Origin of the sequence: Actinoplanes sp. NPDC051411 (assembly GCF_040682075.1) — a bacterium.
In the GTDB taxonomy this organism is placed as follows: Bacteria; Actinomycetota; Actinomycetes; order Mycobacteriales; family Micromonosporaceae; genus Actinoplanes.
This window is the reverse complement of sequence record NZ_JBFBAD010000033.1, coordinates 40,327-57,570: the sequence shown is the minus strand read 5'-3', so window position 1 is coordinate 57,570 and position 17,244 is coordinate 40,327. Positions and strand designations below refer to the sequence as shown.

At 71.3% G+C, this 17,244-nt stretch carries 15 protein-coding genes and 1 pseudogene; 9 read left to right on the top strand and 7 right to left on the bottom strand.

The features are described from left to right. Positions 1-91: 91 nt before the first annotated feature. The 4 genes from AB0M88_RS20005 to AB0M88_RS19990 form a co-directional block, all read right to left on the bottom strand. A complete protein-coding gene (locus AB0M88_RS20005; protein ID WP_364103905.1) occupies positions 92-1,825 on the bottom strand; it encodes a cellulose binding domain-containing protein in 1,734 nt (577 codons plus the stop codon). Positions 1,826-2,045: 220 nt separating this feature from the next. After that, positions 2,046-2,609 (bottom strand): hypothetical protein, encoded by a 564-nt coding sequence (locus AB0M88_RS20000; RefSeq protein WP_364103902.1) that lies wholly within the window; start codon positions 2,607-2,609, stop codon positions 2,046-2,048. Position 2,610: 1 nt separating this feature from the next. Beyond that, entirely contained in the window at positions 2,611-3,924 is a 1,314-nt protein-coding gene (locus AB0M88_RS19995) for a DUF58 domain-containing protein (RefSeq protein ID WP_364103899.1), read from the bottom strand. Beyond that, complete coding sequence (locus tag AB0M88_RS19990) at positions 3,921-4,478, bottom strand: hypothetical protein (protein ID WP_364103896.1); 558 nt, start codon at positions 4,476-4,478, stop codon at positions 3,921-3,923. The genes AB0M88_RS19995 and AB0M88_RS19990 overlap by 4 nt, the downstream gene beginning before the upstream one ends. Before the next feature lie 467 nt (positions 4,479-4,945). Here AB0M88_RS19990 and AB0M88_RS19985 point away from each other — a divergent pair, with 467 nt between their 5' ends. Further along, positions 4,946-5,677, top strand: coding sequence for a DUF72 domain-containing protein (locus tag AB0M88_RS19985; RefSeq protein ID WP_364103893.1), 732 nt, complete (start codon positions 4,946-4,948; stop codon positions 5,675-5,677). 391 nt (positions 5,678-6,068) lie between these two features. Continuing rightward, the gene (locus tag AB0M88_RS19980) at positions 6,069-7,049 is read left to right on the top strand and encodes a monooxygenase (RefSeq protein ID WP_364103890.1); all 981 of its coding nucleotides are present in this window, start codon (positions 6,069-6,071) and stop codon (positions 7,047-7,049) included. Positions 7,050-7,251: 202 nt separating this feature from the next. Here AB0M88_RS19980 and AB0M88_RS19975 read toward each other — a convergent pair whose 3' ends face one another. Beyond that, the gene (locus AB0M88_RS19975) at positions 7,252-7,629 is read right to left on the bottom strand and encodes a VOC family protein (RefSeq protein WP_364103887.1); all 378 of its coding nucleotides are present in this window, start codon (positions 7,627-7,629) and stop codon (positions 7,252-7,254) included. Positions 7,630-8,079: 450 nt separating this feature from the next. On the opposite strand from AB0M88_RS19975, the gene AB0M88_RS19970 reads away from it, so the two are divergent. Beyond that, entirely contained in the window at positions 8,080-9,162 is a 1,083-nt protein-coding gene (locus AB0M88_RS19970; RefSeq protein WP_364103884.1) for an alpha-hydroxy acid oxidase, read from the top strand. Between the two features lie 76 nt (positions 9,163-9,238). On the opposite strand, the gene AB0M88_RS19965 is transcribed toward AB0M88_RS19970, so the two are convergent. After that, complete coding sequence (locus tag AB0M88_RS19965; protein WP_364103881.1) at positions 9,239-10,273, bottom strand: LacI family DNA-binding transcriptional regulator; 1,035 nt, start codon at positions 10,271-10,273, stop codon at positions 9,239-9,241. Positions 10,274-10,410: 137 nt separating this feature from the next. Here AB0M88_RS19965 and AB0M88_RS19960 point away from each other — a divergent pair, with 137 nt between their 5' ends. From AB0M88_RS19960 to AB0M88_RS19935, 6 genes and pseudogenes are all read left to right on the top strand, one after another. Then, positions 10,411-11,640 (top strand): amino acid ABC transporter substrate-binding protein, encoded by a 1,230-nt coding sequence (locus tag AB0M88_RS19960; protein ID WP_364103878.1) that lies wholly within the window; start codon positions 10,411-10,413, stop codon positions 11,638-11,640. 4 nt (positions 11,641-11,644) lie between these two features. Then, positions 11,645-12,511 (top strand): branched-chain amino acid ABC transporter permease, encoded by an 867-nt coding sequence (locus AB0M88_RS19955; protein WP_364103875.1) that lies wholly within the window; start codon positions 11,645-11,647, stop codon positions 12,509-12,511. Then, a complete protein-coding gene (locus tag AB0M88_RS19950) occupies positions 12,508-13,461 on the top strand; it encodes a branched-chain amino acid ABC transporter permease (RefSeq protein WP_364103872.1) in 954 nt (317 codons plus the stop codon). The genes AB0M88_RS19955 and AB0M88_RS19950 overlap by 4 nt, the downstream gene beginning before the upstream one ends. Next, a complete protein-coding gene (locus AB0M88_RS19945) occupies positions 13,449-14,189 on the top strand; it encodes an ABC transporter ATP-binding protein (protein WP_364103869.1) in 741 nt (246 codons plus the stop codon). Before AB0M88_RS19950 ends, AB0M88_RS19945 begins: the two co-directional genes overlap by 13 nt. Position 14,190: 1 nt before the next feature. After that, the gene (locus tag AB0M88_RS19940; protein ID WP_364103866.1) at positions 14,191-14,937 is read left to right on the top strand and encodes an ATP-binding cassette domain-containing protein; all 747 of its coding nucleotides are present in this window, start codon (positions 14,191-14,193) and stop codon (positions 14,935-14,937) included. Further along, positions 14,930-15,741: pseudogene (locus tag AB0M88_RS19935) on the top strand (NAD(P)-dependent oxidoreductase). The gene AB0M88_RS19940 and the pseudogene AB0M88_RS19935 overlap by 8 nt, the downstream one beginning before the upstream one ends. Here the strand turns inward: AB0M88_RS19935 and AB0M88_RS19930 are convergent. Beyond that, positions 15,639-17,150, bottom strand: a complete 1,512-nt coding sequence (locus AB0M88_RS19930; protein ID WP_364103863.1) for a GGDEF domain-containing protein — start codon at positions 17,148-17,150, stop codon at positions 15,639-15,641. The pseudogene AB0M88_RS19935 and the gene AB0M88_RS19930 overlap by 103 nt on opposite strands. Positions 17,151-17,244: the final 94 nt, after the last annotated feature.

Below are 17,244 nucleotides of genomic sequence, written 5' to 3'. Positions count from 1 at the left end.
CTTGGAGGTCGCGGTCCGCGTCGTGTTGCCGAGGACCCCGATGGGGCCGCATCTCCCCCGGCATGCGGCCCCGGTCGTCGTCGGGCCGGTATCAGGCACCGGCGACGGCGGTGACGCCGGCGCGGGTCCCGACGTATGCCCGGCTGCCGGACAGGCTCGGTGATGCGAAGTTCGGCGCCTGGCCGACCCGAATCTGCGCCAGAACCGCCCCGGTGCCCGGGTCGAGGGCGTACAGCACGCCACCGGAGTAGTCGACGACCCAGACGGCGCCGCCGCCGATGACCGGTGAGCCCTCCGCCGGTACGTTGATGCCGGCCCGCCACAGCTCGCGTGCCGTGCCGTCGGCGCCGACGGTCACCGCTCGCGGCCCGGTGGTGCAGGGCAGATAGATCGTGTTTCCCGCGACCGCGCTGCCGCCGAAGGCGTAGCATCCGTTGTTCAGCTGGGAGACCTGACCGCCGATGCCGCCGAGGTTGTCGCGGCTCAGCACGTAGCCGATGCCCGCCTTGCCGTCCGTGTAGACGAACTGGCCGACCAGGGCCGGGCTCATCGACCCGAGGTCCGCGTCGCCGGCGTTCTGCGTAGCCCAGTCGGAGGGCGCGAAGAAGTCGGTCCGCTGCAGGTCGGGCGAGAGCGCGATCACCGAGTCGCTGCCGTCGTAGGTGGTGGTGGACTCGCCGTTCCCCACCGCGTACAGCAGACGGTCGCCGTCGACGACGGCGCCGGCGGTCCCCCAGATGCCGGCCTCGCGGGTGGTCGGAATCGCGTAGCTCAGCTTGCCGGTGCCGGCGGTGGTCAGCGAGACCACGGAGCCGATGTAGTCGCTGCAGTCGCCGAGCAGGCCACCGTAGCCGATATAGACGCGTCCGTTGAGCAGGGTCAGCGCGCCGCGCTGCTGGTGGGCTTTCGGAGTGCCCAGCGGCGGCTCGGCCGCGGCCCGCACCTCGACCGCACCGGTACCGGCGTTGATGCCCAGCAGCGTGTGCGCCCCGCCGGTGGTCTCGGCGAGGGCGAACACCCGGTTGGTGGCCGGGTCGTACACCATCGTGCTGGTGATACCCAACGGATTGATGTTGCCGCAGGGCAGGTCGGACAGCGGTTCGGGCTGGCCGACGTGGGCCGACCACAGGACCGCGCCGGTGTCCGGGTTCAGCGCGTAGACCGTGTCGTTCTCGGTGGCGGCGAGGATCCGGCCGCCCACTACCAGCGGCTGGCCGTAGACCGCGCCGTCGAGCGCCGCGGTCCAGGCCACCGACAGCGTGGAGAGCGGGGCCAGACCGCTGGCGTTCCCGTCGCGGGCGTTGTCACCGTGGTAGGTCGGCCAGTCGGTGCCGGGCGGTGGGCCGGACGGCGTCGGGGAAGGGGTCGGCGAGGTCGTCGGCGGGATTGACGTGGGCGAGCCGGTCACCCCGCCGGTGCACGCGACGCCGTTCAGCGTGAAGCCGGCCGGCGCCGGGTTGCTGCCGGTCCAGGAGCCGTTGAACCCGAACGCCACCGCGGCGCCGGTGGCGATGCCGGCGTTGTAGCTGACATTGCGTGCGGTCACCTGGGTGCCGCTCTGCGACACCGTCGCGTTCCAGGCCTGAGTGACCTTCTGACCGGCCGGGTACGCCCAGGCGAGGGTCCAGCCGTTGACCGGATCGCCGAGATTGGTGACGGACACGTTCGCGCCGAACCCGCCGGCCCACTGCGAGGTGACGGTGTATGACACCGAGCAGCCGGCGGTGGCGGCGTGCGCGGAGAGCGCGACGCCGGAGACGGCCAGCAGGGTACCGGCGAGGACGGCGGCGGCGGATCGGGTTCGGAGCCGATCGGAGGCGTGCATGTGCTGGATTCCTTCCGACGCACGGGCAACTCACAGAACGCACAGTCGACGCGTGTGTTGGTCCTGAGGTCGCCCACGTCGGCCGCAGGCATCGACACTTGTCACTATTCTCGGAACGATGCCGCTTGGCAACAAGCCGACCGGACCCGCGAGCTCGCGGAGGTGGGAGCTTCACCAACGATGCCGGTCGGGCACAGCTGACCCGTCGGCCGGTGGCGAATCAGGTTCGTCGCACAAGTCGCGTCAGCAGTAGCGTGGCCGCTGACGCGGCGGCCAGTCCGACCAGATTGGCGAGCAGGAACTGGCGGCCGGTGAGCTCAGAGGCCAGGCCCAGGGTCACCACGATCAGCACCGAGGCGATCAGGATCACCCCGGCCGCCCGTAGCAGCCAGCCGGTGAGGACGCCGACCTGCACGATCGCGTCGTAGGGCAGGGCCGCCGCCAGCGCGGCGAGGGTGTGGACCACATAGGCGAGGGCGGCCAGGCTGACCACGTGCCAGAGCTTTACTGACTCGCCGTACCAGGTGGTGTTGAGCAGCCAGCCGGCCGCCGCCATGATGATTACGACGGTCGGTCCGTTGCCGCGCGGGGCGACGGCCGGATAAAGAGCAACAAGGTAGAGCAGTACGCCCAGGCGCCCGAAGACCAGCTCGGCCGGCCAGGCCACCGACATCGCCAAGATCGCGGCGAGGCCGATGCCGGCCCGGACGCTGAACGGCAGGACGGTGGCCCGGCGCAGGACGTGCCGGGTCCGGTTCAAGCGATCTCGGAGGCGGTCCAGCATCTCAGCGTCCTCGCGGCGCCGAGGCCAGCCTGGACACGCCGCGTAGCACAAGATCTAGGCTGCCGGCTCCGGCCCAGGCCACGACCGGGACACCATGCTCCTGAAGCCGGGACAGTACGTTCTCGCGTTCCAACCGCCACAGCTCGGTAGCCGTCGGTGTCCACGGCCCGCGAACCGGTGGTGCGGCGTCCGGCGGGAGAGTGTCGACCGCGATCACGTGCCGGCCGGAGCGGGCCAAGGTCGCCAGCATGCCGGCCGAGCGCGGGTCGACCAGGGGCGTCAGGACGATGACGAGCGCATTCGGGGAAAGGCGCTGGTTGCTGAGCGCGCCGTCGTACGACTGCTGGAGGGTACTTCCCGCCTGGACGTCGAGCAGCCACTCCCGGACAACGACATACTGCCGGCGGCCGCCGGCCGGGCGCAGGCGGCGGCCAGAGCGGCCATATTCGAACAGGGCGACCCGGTCGCCACTCTTCAGGTAATGCTCGGCGATCGCCGCTGCCGCCCGCACAGTCGTGTCGACGGCCGAGGGACGTCCCCGGATCCCACCGGACGGCCCGACATCACCCAGCACGTCCAGCAGCAGGAGGACCTCCGCGTCGCGGTCGCTCGACGTCGCGGCGACGTACAGGTCGCGCGTACGCAGCGAGACTCGCCAGTCGATGCGCCGCAGCCGGTCGCCCGCCGCGAATCGGCGTACGCCTTCCAGTTCGCCGCCGTCACCCGGCCGCCTCGACCGATGGTTGCCGACGAGTCCGGCGGCGGCCGGCATCGCCTCGACCGCCCCGAACGGCTGGGTCGCTGGATATACCCGTACACCCCGGGCCGGGGAGATGCTCGGCCGGAGATCGATCAGCCCGCCGCAGACGGTCACGCTCGCCACTGCCGGGCCGATTTCCTGGCGCCCCCAGTGCAGGGCCTCGCCCGGCAGTTCAACGTCGGCCTGCCGGCCACCGGGGGCGGCGAGCGCGAACGGCCGGTCGCCGTGTTCCAGCTCCAGCCATGGCGACATCGCAGTCCGTACGACGACCAGGTCGTACGAGACCACGTCCGGGTTGGTCACCGTCAGCGCCACGTCGACCACGTCTCCTTCGACCACGTTCTCGTCGCCGGCCGCGACGCGTACGGTCGGGGTTACGCTCGGCAGACGCCGCAGCCCGAGAGCCGCGCCGATCGCAAACGGCGCGGCCAGCATGACCATGTCGACACGGCCCAGCGCGACCCCGAGCAGGGTGAAGAGCCCGCTCAGCAGTACCGCCCGGCTGAACGCGCGGGTCGACGCCCAGTGGGCTGGGGTCTCCGGCGCGGACGTCATAGTCGCCGCAGCGCCTCTACGTATGCCGGCCAGTCCTGCACGCGGGGCGGAGGCGTGAGTGGATCGGACAGCAGCTGCCACAGCTCAGGAGCCAGCAGTTCCCGGGCTCGAGCGGGGTTCGAACCCAGTGTGACGCCATGGTGGGCTCGCAGACGCTCGTCGACCATCTCGGTCATGACCGGGCGAACAATGCGCGCGAACCGGTCCGGATCCTCATCCGACCGTTCCAGGCGCTGCTCCCAGCGGCGCACCGCGGACCGCAGGAGGTCACCTTCGTCGAAACGGTAGTCGTACTCGCGCTCCGGATCGGTCGGGCTGCCGCCGGTTCCGGGGCGCGCCGGCGCGGCCCGGGCGACGGCGTACACCAGCAGACGTACCGCCACGAACGAACAAACTACGATCAGGGGCGAGACCCCGAGGCCGACCCAGCGCAGAACCACGACGGTCACCAGACCGCCCGCGCCGAGGAGCAGGCCGTCACGAGCGATCGCGCCGCGGCCCGCACGACGCCTTGGCGGTACGCGCAGGATGGCGGCCGTCCTCCGATCGCTCATGCGCTCGCCGACGCACCCTGCGATGAGGGTTGGAATCGGTCGAAGTGGGGCCGGGAACGCGTCGCGGCCAGCCCGGCCACGGCGAGCAGCCCGAGGACGGCGACGAAGGGCACCGGCGTCGAACTGCGGTGATATCCAAATCTCAGCTTTCCGGGCGTACGTTCAGCGTGGTCTGATCTTATGCGACACGCGGCATTCGGACACGGCCGAGCAGCCGGGATTCGGGCGTCAAACGTGCTGCCGACCGCGCCGGCTCGTCGCGCTCACGCTGCGCGAGCAGCCAATCGAGCGGTCCGCCCAAGAACAGCGGGGGCAGGCCGTCCCGGCATTTCGGAAAGCCGTCGAGTGAGTAACCACCACTTCGGCGAAGCGGTGGTTGCGTGCCGCTGGTCTTCGAGGTGTGTCCCCCGCGATCTGGGTACGTAACTGGCGTGAAACCGGTGAAAGTGGGCTTGTGCGGAGCCAGCATGGCGCTGATCTCCTACGCGCAGCGTTTCCAGGTGCTGGAGGTACAGCAGACGTTCTACGAGCCACCCCGCGAAGCGACGCTGCGACGATGGCGCGCCGGCGTTCCGCCGGAGTTCGAGTTCACGATCAAGGCCTGGCAGCTGATCACGCACGAGGCGAAAAGCCCCACCTACCGGCGGCTGCGCACATCGCTGAGCGCCGAGCAACGCACGCAAGTCGGCGGTTTCCGCTGGACACCCGTCGTCGAACGCGCCTGGGACACCACGCTCAACTGCGCCCGCATCCTGGACGCGACCGCAATCCTGTTCCAGTGTCCGGCGAGCTTCCGGCCGACCGAGCCCGCGGCCACACGGATGCGTGAGTTCCTGTCGCGAGCGCCCCGGCCGGCCGGTGTCCGCCTGCTCTGGGAACCACGCGGCCCCTGGCCGGACGACCTCGTGCGCAGTCTGTGCGAGGAGCTCGACCTCACCCATGCCGCCGACCCGTTCCTGCGCCCCAGCCTGACGCCGATGGCCTATTACCGGCTGCACGGCATCACCGGCGCCCACCACGTCTACACGGACACCCAGCTGGCGCAGCTCGCCGACATGGTCGGCGCGGGTCCGGCGTACGTGATGTTCAACAACGTGCTCCGAGCCGCCGACGCTTCGCGATTCACTGAGCTGATGGCCGACCGGGAATCCGCCGCTACGACGCCGGCGGTTCTTCGAAGTCCCCGCCGGTCGCGGTGAGCAGGGCGGTACCGGTCAGCCAGGACGGCGACGGTCGCGGTGCCGTCCGGTACGCCGAGCCAGGCAGTTTCAGGGCCTCTATCCGGGTTCTCCCGGATGTGCCGGCAAGGCGGATTGTCCATTCTCGATGAAGAAACGCCTACGAGGATGGAGGCGAACCACGGTGCAGGTGACGCGAAGGACACGCAGACGTAGCGCTCTCGCCGCCGGGACGGCGGTCGCACTGATCGTCGCGGCGTGCGGTAACGGCACTGGCAGCTCGACCGGATCAGGACCCGCGCCCAGCGCGGACACCCAGGCGGCAGCCGAGCACGCCGGCCACGAACACGGTGCGGACTCGATACCAGCGGCGGCGCCGCCGCGGGCCGGCGAGCGGTTCGTCACGCTGGCGATGCCGCAGCCCTACGAACCGGTGGCGCCCAACGGTGGCACCGACCAGTACCGATGCTTCCTCGTCGATCCGCACCTCACCACCGGTGCCTACCTGACCGGAAGCCAGTTCTTTCCGCAGAACACATCGATCGTCCACCACGCGATCTTCTTCCGGGTCGACCCGAGCCAAGCCGACAAGGCGCGCGCCGTCGACGCCGCCGACCCCGGCGAGGGATGGACCTGCTTCGGTGACGCCGGGATCGGAGGTGACGCCGGCTGGGTCGCGCACTGGGCGCCCGGCGCCAACGAGACGCTGCTGTCCCCCGGCGTCGGCTACCCGATGCCGCCGGGCAGCCTGCTTGTCATGCAAGTGCACTACAACCTGCTCGCCAGCGGCGGCAAACCAGCCGGCACCGACCAGTCCAGCATCCGGCTGCGCCTCACCGACGGCAGCAGGAAGCTGACTGCGCTGGACACCATGGAACTGCCCGCGCCGGTTGAACTGCCCTGCGCGGCCGGCGAATCCGGCTCGCTGTGCGACCGGAAAGCGGCCATTGCGGACGTCACCCACCGCTTCGGTGAAGATGTCGGCACCACCGAAGACGGCCTGGTGCAGATGTGCGACAACGGCACACCGACACCCGGCACCACCCAGCACTGCGACCGCCCGATACGTCAACAGGGCACCATCTACGCGGTTGCCGGGCACATGCACCTGTTGGGACGTTCCATCAGGATAGAGCTCAACCCCGGCACTGCCGACGCCCGCACCCTGCTCGACATCCCGGTCTACAACTTCGACGACCAGGCGATCCACCCGCTACCGACACCGCTCGCGGTCAAGCCGGGCGACACGCTGCGAGTTACCTGCACCCACGATGCAGGCTTGCGTAAACTGCTGCCCGCGCTGCGGAAGCTTCCACCTCGCTACGTGGTGTGGGGCGACGGCACGAGCGACGAAATGTGCCTCGGCCTGGTGATCTGGTCGCCGCAGACCTGACCCCGGCGGCTGGCTGGGCGGTACGGCGGCATCGGGCCGCCGGCCCGTCCGTCGCCGCGGTGGAGACGACCAGGACCAGGCCAACGCCACCCCGGCATGGACCGTCGGCCCACTTCGGCCGACGCGCACCGAACCGGTTCAGCATCCGGCTCGGACCGCGTGTTCGGCGCCTGGAGCACGGAGCGCAAGCCACTGGGGGGCCTCAGTCTGCGAGGTGTCGGCCGATCTCCCACTCGTGACCGAAGGGGTCCACGACGCGGCCGACCCGCCAGCCGTGCTCGTCGGCGACCGGCGAAGCAGGCGTGGCGCCTGCCGTCACCGCCTGCGCGTACAACTCGTCGGGATTGTCGACGACGAGCAGGGTCCGCCCCGTAGTGCCGCCGGCCGCTGAAGGGCTGAGCCGGTGTCGATTCGTGTCCGCCGTGACCACCCAGAAGACCGCGCCTTCGAGGTCGAGCTGCGCGACGACGTCCTCCCCTCCCCCGACGATGTGCAAGACCCTGGCCCCGAAGGCCGCCTTGTAGAACTCGACCGCGGTGCCCGCTTCGTGGACCCAGAGCTCGGGCTGAATGCTCGCCATCGAAACACCTTAGTCGCCGGCGGGTCGGGTGGGATCGAGGCGCGGCGAAGCCGGCCAGCGCTGCGGCCGGTAGCCTTCGACCAGGCCCGGCGAGCGTTGCGCAGCACCGGCGCGGCGTCGCCGGAGGCTCGTGCGGTCGCCGTTCGCTGTGCGAGTATTACCCGCGTAGGCGCAGCACACCGTGCACCGGCGACTCGGGGACGGGCCGTAGCGGCGGGAGTCCTCCCGCGCGGGTTGTCACCAAGGAGGACGAGGTGTTCCGGCGGGACGGTCGGCGTCGGCGGCCCGGGCAGCCAGCTCGGCCGCGGGTCGTCGCTCACCGCCGCGACCCGCTTGATCCGGTCGCCGGATTCTCCGCCGACACGGGCAGCACCGAGCCGCCCGGCGCCCCGTGACCGGCTTGAGGCAGATCGCGGTGAGCGACGCGATGTTGTCGAAAGGCGGGAGACCTTGACCGACGACGACCTGGACGACGTTCGGTCGCGGGCGCAGGCCGGGGCTGAGCCGGCTGCGTGGGACTACCTCGCGGGCGGGGCGGGCACCGAACGGACGCTTGCCGCCAATGTTGCCGCCTTCGGCGACGCGACGGTGGTCCCGCGCGTGCTGGTCGACGTGTCCGCGGTGGATACGGCGGTCGAGGTGTGCGGCGCACGGCTGGCCGCGCCGCTCGGGGTCGCCCCCGTCGCGTACCAGCGGCTCTGGCATCCGGACGGCGAGGCAGCGACGGCCGCGGGTGCGGCGGCGACCGGCACACTGATGATCGCGTCGATGTTCGCGAGTGTCCGCTACGAGGAGATCGCCGCCGCTGGGGGACCGCGCTGGCTGCAGTTGTACGTGCTGCGCGATCGGGCCGTCGTGCTGGATCTGGTGGCACGGGCCAAGGCCGCCGGCTTCACCGCCCTGGTCGTCACGGTGGACTCGCCGCGGCTCGGCGACCGGCGGCGCGACGTGCGAAACCGCTTTGCGATCCCGCCGCATGCCCAGTCGCAGAACATCGACGCTGCCACGATGGCACTCGCCGGCATCCCGGCGGCCGGCGGCTCGGCGCTCGCGGCCCATGTGGGCGCGACCTACGATCCGGGGCTGCGCTGGTCCGACCTCGGTTGGCTGGCCGACCGCACCGGCCTGCCCGTGGTGCTCAAAGGCATCCTCGATCCCTCGGACGCCGCCCACGCGGTGGACGCGGGCGCCGCCGCCATCGTGGTGTCCAACCACGGCGGCCGGCAGCTTGACGGCGCCGTCGCGACCCTGGACGCGCTGCCCGGCGTCGTTGCGGCGGTTGCGGGTCGGATCCCGGTGCTCGTCGACGGCGGCGTGCGCCGTGGCGTGGACGTCTTGGTGGCCCGGGCGCTCGGCGCCGATGTCGTGCTCGTGGGCCGGCCGCCGGTTTGGGGCCTCGCCGCCGGCGGCACCGTGGGGGTCGTCGGCGTGCTCGCCCGGCTGCGGGCGGAGTTGGAGCTGGCCATGGCGCTGGCCGGCCGGTCGCGCCTGGCGGACCTCGACCCCGCCATGATCCGCCGCGCACCTCGGTAGCGGCGCAGGTAGCGGCGGACGGCGGCGTGGCCGGGTCCCGGCGGCAGCGGCCGCAGAACATGACCGGCCGGAACCGTCACCGGCGGGGCGGAGAGGTTCCGGCCTCGGCCGTGCTGGCCCGGATCTTGAGTGCCACGCCCAGCAGTGACTGGGTCGGCGGCCCGCTGTCCGGCCCCGCAACCCGGGCCAGGAGGATCCTGGCGGCCTGCGCGCCCATCTCAGCCAGCGGCAGCGCCACCGAGGTCAGCGGCGGAGCCAGCTTGTCCAGGTGCGGCATGTCGTTGAAGCCGATCAGCGACACGTCGCCCGGGCAGGACAGCCCGGCCCGGGTCAGCGCGCCCAGCACACCGAAGGCGATCAGGTCGTTGCCGGCCACGACCGCGGTGAACTCCTGGCCCGAGTCGATCAGGCGGGCGGCGGCATCGCCGCCGGCTTCTTCGGTGTACGCGGCGCAGGCCCGCACCAGGCCGGCGGAGGGCAGGCCGTGCTGCCGGACGGCCTGGCGGAAGGCGGCGGCCCGTTCCCGGCCGGTCGAGGTGTTCGCCGGGCCGCCCAGGTGCGCGATGCGCCGGTGGCGCAGCGCGACGAGGTGGTCGACGGCGAGCCGGACGCCGGTGCGCTCGTCGCCGCCGACGTACGGCAGCGCGGCGCTCGAGGTGTTCCGGTTGACCAGCACCGCCGGCACCCCGGCCGCCGCGATCTCGGCGAGCAGTTCGTCCTTCCAGCGGGCGGTGGCGACGATGAAGCCGTCGGTGCCGCGGGCCCGCAGCAGCTCGATCTGCCGGCGCTCGGTGGCCGCGTCGTTGTCCGTGTCGGTGAGGACCAGCGTGTAGCCAGCCTGAGTGAGCACCTTCTCGGCGCCGCGGACCATGGGCGGGAAGAGTGGGTTGGTCACGTCCGGCACGACCATGCCGATCAGGAACGAGCGGGCGGTGCGCAGCCCGCGGGCGACCGGGTTGGGCACGTAGCCGAGGCGCTGCGCGGCCCGCGCCACCCGCCGGACGGTCGCCGGGTTGACCTGCTCACGGGTCTGCGGGTTGAGCGCACGGCTGGCCGTCCCCGGGTGGACACCGGCCGCCCGGGCCACGTCGGCCAGCTTGATCCGCTGCATGGCGTCAGCGTATCCCCCGCCACAATCGGTTGCTGCATTTGACAATTCGGCACGTTGACACTGGCTGTACCACAGTGGATGCTCGCCGCAATCGATTGTGTAGATGCTTCCTGTCCATGCTATGGAGGGAACCGGCGATGTCGACGAGCAATCGTTTCTGGCGGGCCGGCCTGGCGGCCGGCGCCGCATTGGCACTCGCGGCCTGCTCGTCCGGAAGTGCGGATACGAAGGCAGGGCCCAGGTCGCCGCTGGTGATCGGCGCGTCGGTCTCGCTGACCGGGGACTTCGCCGACTCCGGCAAGGCCGTCAAGGCCGGCTATCAACTGTGGGCGGACACCGTCAACGCCAAGGGCGGCGTGCTCGGCCGCCAGGTCCAGATGAAGATCGTGGACGACACGTCCAGCACCAACCAGGTGGTCACCAACTATCAGAACCTGATCAACAAGGACAAGGTCGATCTCGTCTTCGGGCCGTTCTCCAGCCTCCTCACGGTGCCCGCGTCGCAGGTCGCCAAGCGCTACGGGTACGCGTTCCTGGAGCCGGCCGGCGGCGGCCCGGCCGTCTTCGCGCAGAGGCTGACCAACCTCTTCTTCGTCCAGCCGGCCCCGGTGGTCAAGCAGGGCGACGTCTTCGCCGACTGGATTCTCTCGCTGCCGGCCGACCAGCGCCCGGCCACCGCGGCCTACACCGAGCTGGACGACCCGTTCGCCACGCCGGTCGCCGAGGACATCCGGGCCCGGTTCGAGGCGGCCGGCATCCGGACCGTCTACAAGCAGGTCTACCCCGCCGAGACCCAGGACTATTCGACGATCATGGCCAAGGTCGCCGCGGCCAAGCCCGGCGCGCTCGTCGGCGGCACCCAGAGCGACGACGCGTACGGGCAGGTCAAGAGCCTGGTACAGCTCAAGTTCAGCCCGAAGTTCATGTTCCTTTCCAACGGGGCGAACTCGCCGGTCGAGTTCCCCGACAAGGTCGGCGCCGGCAACACGGCGGGCATCATGTCCTCCGGCGACTGGTTCCCGGGGAGCAAGGCGGCCGGCAGCGACGCGTTCGCGACGGCGTACGTCAAGGCGTACGGCGGGACGACCGACACGATCGACAACAGCAGCGCGGAGGCGTATGCGGCCGGGCAGCTGGTCGAGGCGGTCGCCGCCAAGACCGGGAAGATCGACAACGCGACCATCATCGCGACCCTTCACCAGGGCACCTGGCCGACCCTGCTCGGCAATCTGAGCTGGGACGCGTACGGGCAGCCGAGCGGCAGCTTCGCGCTGATCCAATGGCAGAACGGCAAGCTGGTGCCGGTCTACCCGGCCGGGACGGCGCAGGCGGGACCGATCTTCCCCAAGCCGGCGTGGGGCGGGTGAGGGCGTGCACGCCGGAGTCCAAGGGCTGATCCTGGGTGTGCTGACCGGCGGCGTCTACGCGCTGATGGCCTCCGGCCAGACCCTTGTCTTCGGCATCATGAAGGTGGTCAACCTCGCCCAGGGCGCCCTGGTCATCCTCGGCGCCTACCTCTCCTACCAACTCTTCACGTCGTACGGGATAGATCCGTTCCTGGCGATCCCGGTGACCACCGGGGTGATGTTCGTCCTCGGCGTGGGCGTGCACCTGGCGTTCCTGCGGCCGCTGCGCCGCGAGGACCGCACCGAGCTCAGCCTGCTGGTCACGTTCGCGGTGGCGCTGCTGATCGAGGGCGTCATCGGCGTCGTCTGGAACACGACCCGGCGCAGCATCAACACCTCGTACGCCAACGACAGCTGGACGGTGCTCGGTTACCAGGTCACGGTCGTCCGGTTCGCCGCGTTCGCACTCTCGGCCGGCGCGCTCGCCCTGCTGATTTTGCTGCTGCACCGCACCCGCTTCGGCCGGGCCGTACGGGCCACCGTGCAGAACCCGGAGTCCGCCCGGCTGCTCGGTGTACGCACCGAGCGGGTGGCCGCCCTGGGCTTCGGCCTGGGTGCGGCCACCGCGGCGGCGGCCGGCTCGGTGTACGGCCTGCTCTACCCGTTCAACGCGGGCAGCCACTACGACCTGATCTCGCTGCTGCTGTCGATCGTGGTGCTGGGCGGGCTGGGCAGCATCGGCGGCGCGATCGCCGGCGCGCTGATCGTCTCCGTCTCGTCGGCCGTGGTCGCCTCGACGATCTCGCCGGCCTGGTCCCAGATGACGTTCTTCGTGATCCTCCTGGCCGTCCTGCTCGTGCGCCCCCAAGGCCTCTTCGGGAGGGCGGCGTGAGGGCGAGCGGCGTGATCAAGGGCGGCCTCTTCGTGGTGGCGTCGGCCTTGCTGCCCCTGCTCGGGCCACCGCACTGGGTGCTCAACATGCTGGTCTTCGTGCTGATGTTCGCCGCCCTGTCCAGCGCCTGGAACCTGGTCGGCGGCCTGGCCGGCTACCCGTCGCTCGGGCACGCCGCGTTCTTCGGCCTCGGCGCGTACGCGTTCGCTCTCCTCCTGCACCGGCAGGCCGGGCTGACGGACGGCTGGCACCCGTTCGCGTGGCTGCCCGCGATCGGTGTGGGCGTGGCGTTGCTCGGCGTGCCGGTCGCCGCGCTCGCGATGCGCACCCGGGCCGACGTCTTCGCGATCGTCACGATCACCCTGGTCTTCGTCGTGCAGACGCTGGCGTTCAACCTGCACGGGCTGACCGGCGGGGCGCAGGGTTTGTCCTTCCCGGTCGCGCCGTTCGCCGCGGACACCTTCGAGCGGCCGTTCTACTACGTGCTGCTCGCCCTGCTCGTGCTGGCGATGCTGCTGACCTACGGCGCGCAGCGCAGCAAGGTCGGGCTGGCACTGGCGACGGTACGCGGTGACGAGGACAAGGCGCGCGGGGTCGGGGTGCCGGTCGCCGGCGTGAAGGTGCTGGCCTTCGCGGTCAGTGTCGGGCTCACTGCGATGGTCGGTGCGGTCTGGGCGTACTACCAGGTCGGGATGATCTATCCGCAGTTCGCGGTGGATCCGCTGACCACCATCGCGGTGGTGCTGATGACGTTCCTCGGCGGCCGGGGCACGCTCTGGGGACCGGTGCTCGGTGCGGTGGTGCTGGAGGGCGGCCAGCAGTATCTGGCGTACCAGCTGGGTGCGAGCCAGTTCTACCTGATCGCGTACGCGATGGTGTTTCTCCTGATCATGTTGGCGCTCCCCCGCGGGGTGCTGCCGACGCTCGCGGAGCGGCGGTGGCTGCGGTGACCGAACTGCTGCGGGTCGACGGGCTGCGCAAGAGCTTCGGCGGGGTGACCGCGGTGGACGGCTGCTCGCTGTCGGTCGCCGAAGGCACGGTGACCGCGCTGATCGGGCCTAACGGCTCCGGCAAGACCACGCTCTTCGACCTGGTAACCGGCTATCGCAAGCCGGACGCCGGCCGGGTGTACTTCGCCGGCCGGGACGTCACCGGGCACAGTCCCGGGCGGCTCTACCGGGCCGGCCTGTCCCGCACCTTCCAGCAGGCCCGGGTATTCCCGCAGCTCACGGTGGTGGAGAACCTGGTCGCGGCGGCCGGTCATCGGTGGTGGCAGCTCGCCTCGCCCCGGGTCAGCGCCGCCGATCGGAAGCGGGCGGAAGAGCTGCTCGCCGAGTTCGACCTGACCGGTGAGGCCGACCGGCTCGCGGCCCAGCTGTCCTACGGCCGGCGCAAGCTGCTGGAGTTCGCCGCCGTGCTGATGAGTGCGCCCCGGTTGGTGCTGCTCGACGAGCCGGCCGCCGGAGTCAACCCGGTGCTGGTCGAACGGATGGAGCAGCACGTCCGCGCCCGCCACGCGGCCGGCGTGACCTTCCTGATCGTCGAGCACGACCTGTCGTTCGTGATGCGGCTCTGCGACCCGGTCATCGTGCTCGACGCCGGCCGTCCGATCAGCCAGGGCGACCCGACCCTGATCCAGGCCGACCCGCGGGTCCTCGACGCGTACCTGGGCGGCTGAGATGCTGCTGCGAATCGATGGCGTGGTCGCCGGCTACGGCGCCGGTGACGTGCTGCGCGGCATCGACCTGGACGTCGCCGAGGGCAGCGTGACCTGCCTGATCGGCCCGAACGGCGCCGGCAAATCCACGCTGTTGAAGACGGTCAGCGGGTTGCTCCGGCCCACCCGAGGCCGGGTGCTGTTCCGCGACGAGGACCTCGGCCGGCGAGGACCACGCGAGCGGCTGCTGCTCGGGATCGCGCACGTGCCGCAGGAGCGCAGCCTCTTCCCGGAGATGACGGTGCGGGACAACCTGCTGATGGGCGGCTACCTGCTACGCGACAGCCGGGTGCTGCGGGAGCGGATCGACCGGGCGGTGGCGGCCTTCCCGATCTGCGCGCGGCGGGCCGGCGCGCACGCCGGCTCGCTCTCCGGCGGCGAGCAGAAGCAGGTCGAGCTGGCCCGCACCCTGCTGCTCGACCCCGCGCTGGTGTTGCTCGACGAGCCGTCGATCGGACTGGACCCGCGGTCGCGGCGGCAGGTCTTCGAAAGCGTCCGGCAGTTGGCCGGGGCCGGGCGCACGATCCTGCTGGTCGAGCAGAACGCCCGCTCCGGGCTGGCCGCCGCGGACACCGGCGCGGTGCTGGACGCCGGCGCGGTGCGGCTGGTCGCCGCGGCCGCCCGGCTGCTCGACGACCCCGAAGTGACGCGGCTGTATCTGGGCGGGCGCGGGAAAACGCGTACGGAGGAGGGGCTTCGCGATGAGTGAAGTCCGGTGGATCGGCACCGGGCGGATGGGCGGCGCGATGGTGCGGCGTCCGCTGGCGGCCGGTCACGGCGTACACGTCTGGAACCGCACCCGGAGCAAGGCCGAGGCAATCGCCGGTGCCAAGGTCGCCGATGTCGTCGGCGACTTGGCCGGCCTGGACGTCGTCTTCGCCACGGTGGCCGACGACGCGTCGCTGCGGCGGGTGATCCTCGACGAGGGCGGACTGCTGCGCGAGCGTGTGGCGCCTCATCTCCTGGTCGACGCCAGCACGGTCGGGTCGGAGACGTCCGAACGGATCCGCGCCGCGGCACCACGCTGCTCGCCGCCCCGGTCAGCGGGAACCCCAAGGTGGTCCGGGCCGGCCGGGCCTCGATCGTGGCCTCCGGCCCGAAAGCCGCCTTCCTTCAGGTCGAGCCGCTGCTGCGGGTGATCGGCGCATCGGTGACTTACGTCGGCGAGGGCGACCAGGCGCGGCTGGTGAAGGTGGCGCACAACGTGCTGCTCGGCGTGGTCACCCAGGCGTTGGCCGAGGTGACCGTGCTGGCCCAGCGCGGCGGCGTGCCCCGGTCGGTCTTCCTCGGCTTCCTGAACTCCCGTGCGCGTAACCCAGCCCGCCGGCTTTGCTCCGGCGGCACACCGGTCGAGCAGAAGAACGGCAGCGGGTCGGCCGAGTTCACCGGCTCGCCGGGCGACAACGTGAACTACAACGGCAGTCTGGACTCGGGTGCGTCGACGTCCTGCGGACTCCTCAGATCTTGGACCGGCTTCACCGCCGTACCCGACCGGACCCGCACCCCCGGCTGAGCCGGCGCCGAGGCGCCCGCAGCGGCCCGCCGTCCCCGTTTGACCTCGAACATCGCCTGGTCGGCCCGGGAGAGCATCTCCTCGCCGTGCGCGCAGCCGGCGCCAGTGGCCAGGCCGATGCTGACCCCGACGTGCAGGGCGGCGCGGTCACAGACGATGGGTTCGGACACCGCCCGGCGCAGCCGGTCGGCCAGCTCGCGGGCGCCGGTCGCATCCAGCTCGCGGCTGAGCACCGCGAACTCGTCGCCGCCGAGCCGGGCGGCCAGATCGGCGTCCCGGACCTCGGCCCGGATGCGGCGCGCCACTTCGACCAGGACCGCATCACCCGCCGCGTGCCCGTACGCGTCGTTGACCGCCTTGAAGCCGTCGAGGTCGAGGTAGAGCAGGGCGAAGTCGTCGCGCGACCGGAACTGCCGGGTCAGTCGCTCAGCGAGCACTCGCCGGTTGACCAGCCCGGTGAGGCTGTCGTGGTCGGCCAGGTAGGTCAGGCGGTCCTGGGTGCGGCCCTGTTCGTGCACCGCCTGGGTGAAGCGGGCCAGGCAGAAGCCGACGGCAACCGCGGTGGCGCTGAGCATCAGCATGCGCTCCTCGATGCGTCCGGTCTGCCGGGCGACGGCCAGGATCGGCCCGGTCAGCATCGCCAGCCCCAAGAACGTCAGCCGAGCCGGGTGCAGGCGCGGCTTTTCGATCGGCGCCGGTTGAAGCATCTGGTCGCGGTCGCGACGCAGCACCGACCCCACGATCAGCGCGTTGGCGAGCAGCAGGGCGCCGTTCAACCGATCGGCGGCCGAGCCGGGCAGCACGTCCGACAGCATCGTCAGCAGCGTGTCGAGGATCAGCGAGAGTGAGTTCCCGGCGATCAGGAGAAGCCCCGGCACACCGTTGCGGCCCGGCGAGAGAACCAGGTAGACGACAGCGGCGAACAGGACCAGATCGCCGCTCGGATAGAGCGCCCCGACGATGAGCGACGGCGTCGGGCCGCCGCCGTGCAACTCGGGCCGGATGAAGAACTGCCAGGCCGCCAGCCCAGCCGCGGTGGTCAGCGTAAGGCCGTCCTGCAGCGCGGCCCGGCTCTGGCCCGGGGCCCGACGGCGCACCATGGCCAGGATCGCGGCGCCCATCAACGGGTAGCCGGCCAGCCAGAACACATCCGCCAGCCCGACCGACGGGGTGCGCCCGGCCAATTGGACGATCACCGTGGTGATGTCACCGGCCAGCCACGAGGTGACCGCGCACGCGGTCAGCACCCACGGCCGGCGCGGCCCGGGCCGCCGGACCGCCGCCCATGTGGCCACGACGAGCCCGGCGAAGCACGCGAGGTAGACCGCCTGCCCTCCGATCGAGTCCGGGGTCAGAGCGGTGATCGCGGCTCCGGCCAGAAGCAGCATGATGCCGGCCGTCTTTCGCACTTCCACCGTATCGGCGGCTACGGCCGCAAGTTGAGCACCGCCGCCCTGCTCAGCTGAGCAGTGAGTGCCGGCGGCTGTAGGTGAAGGAGATGGT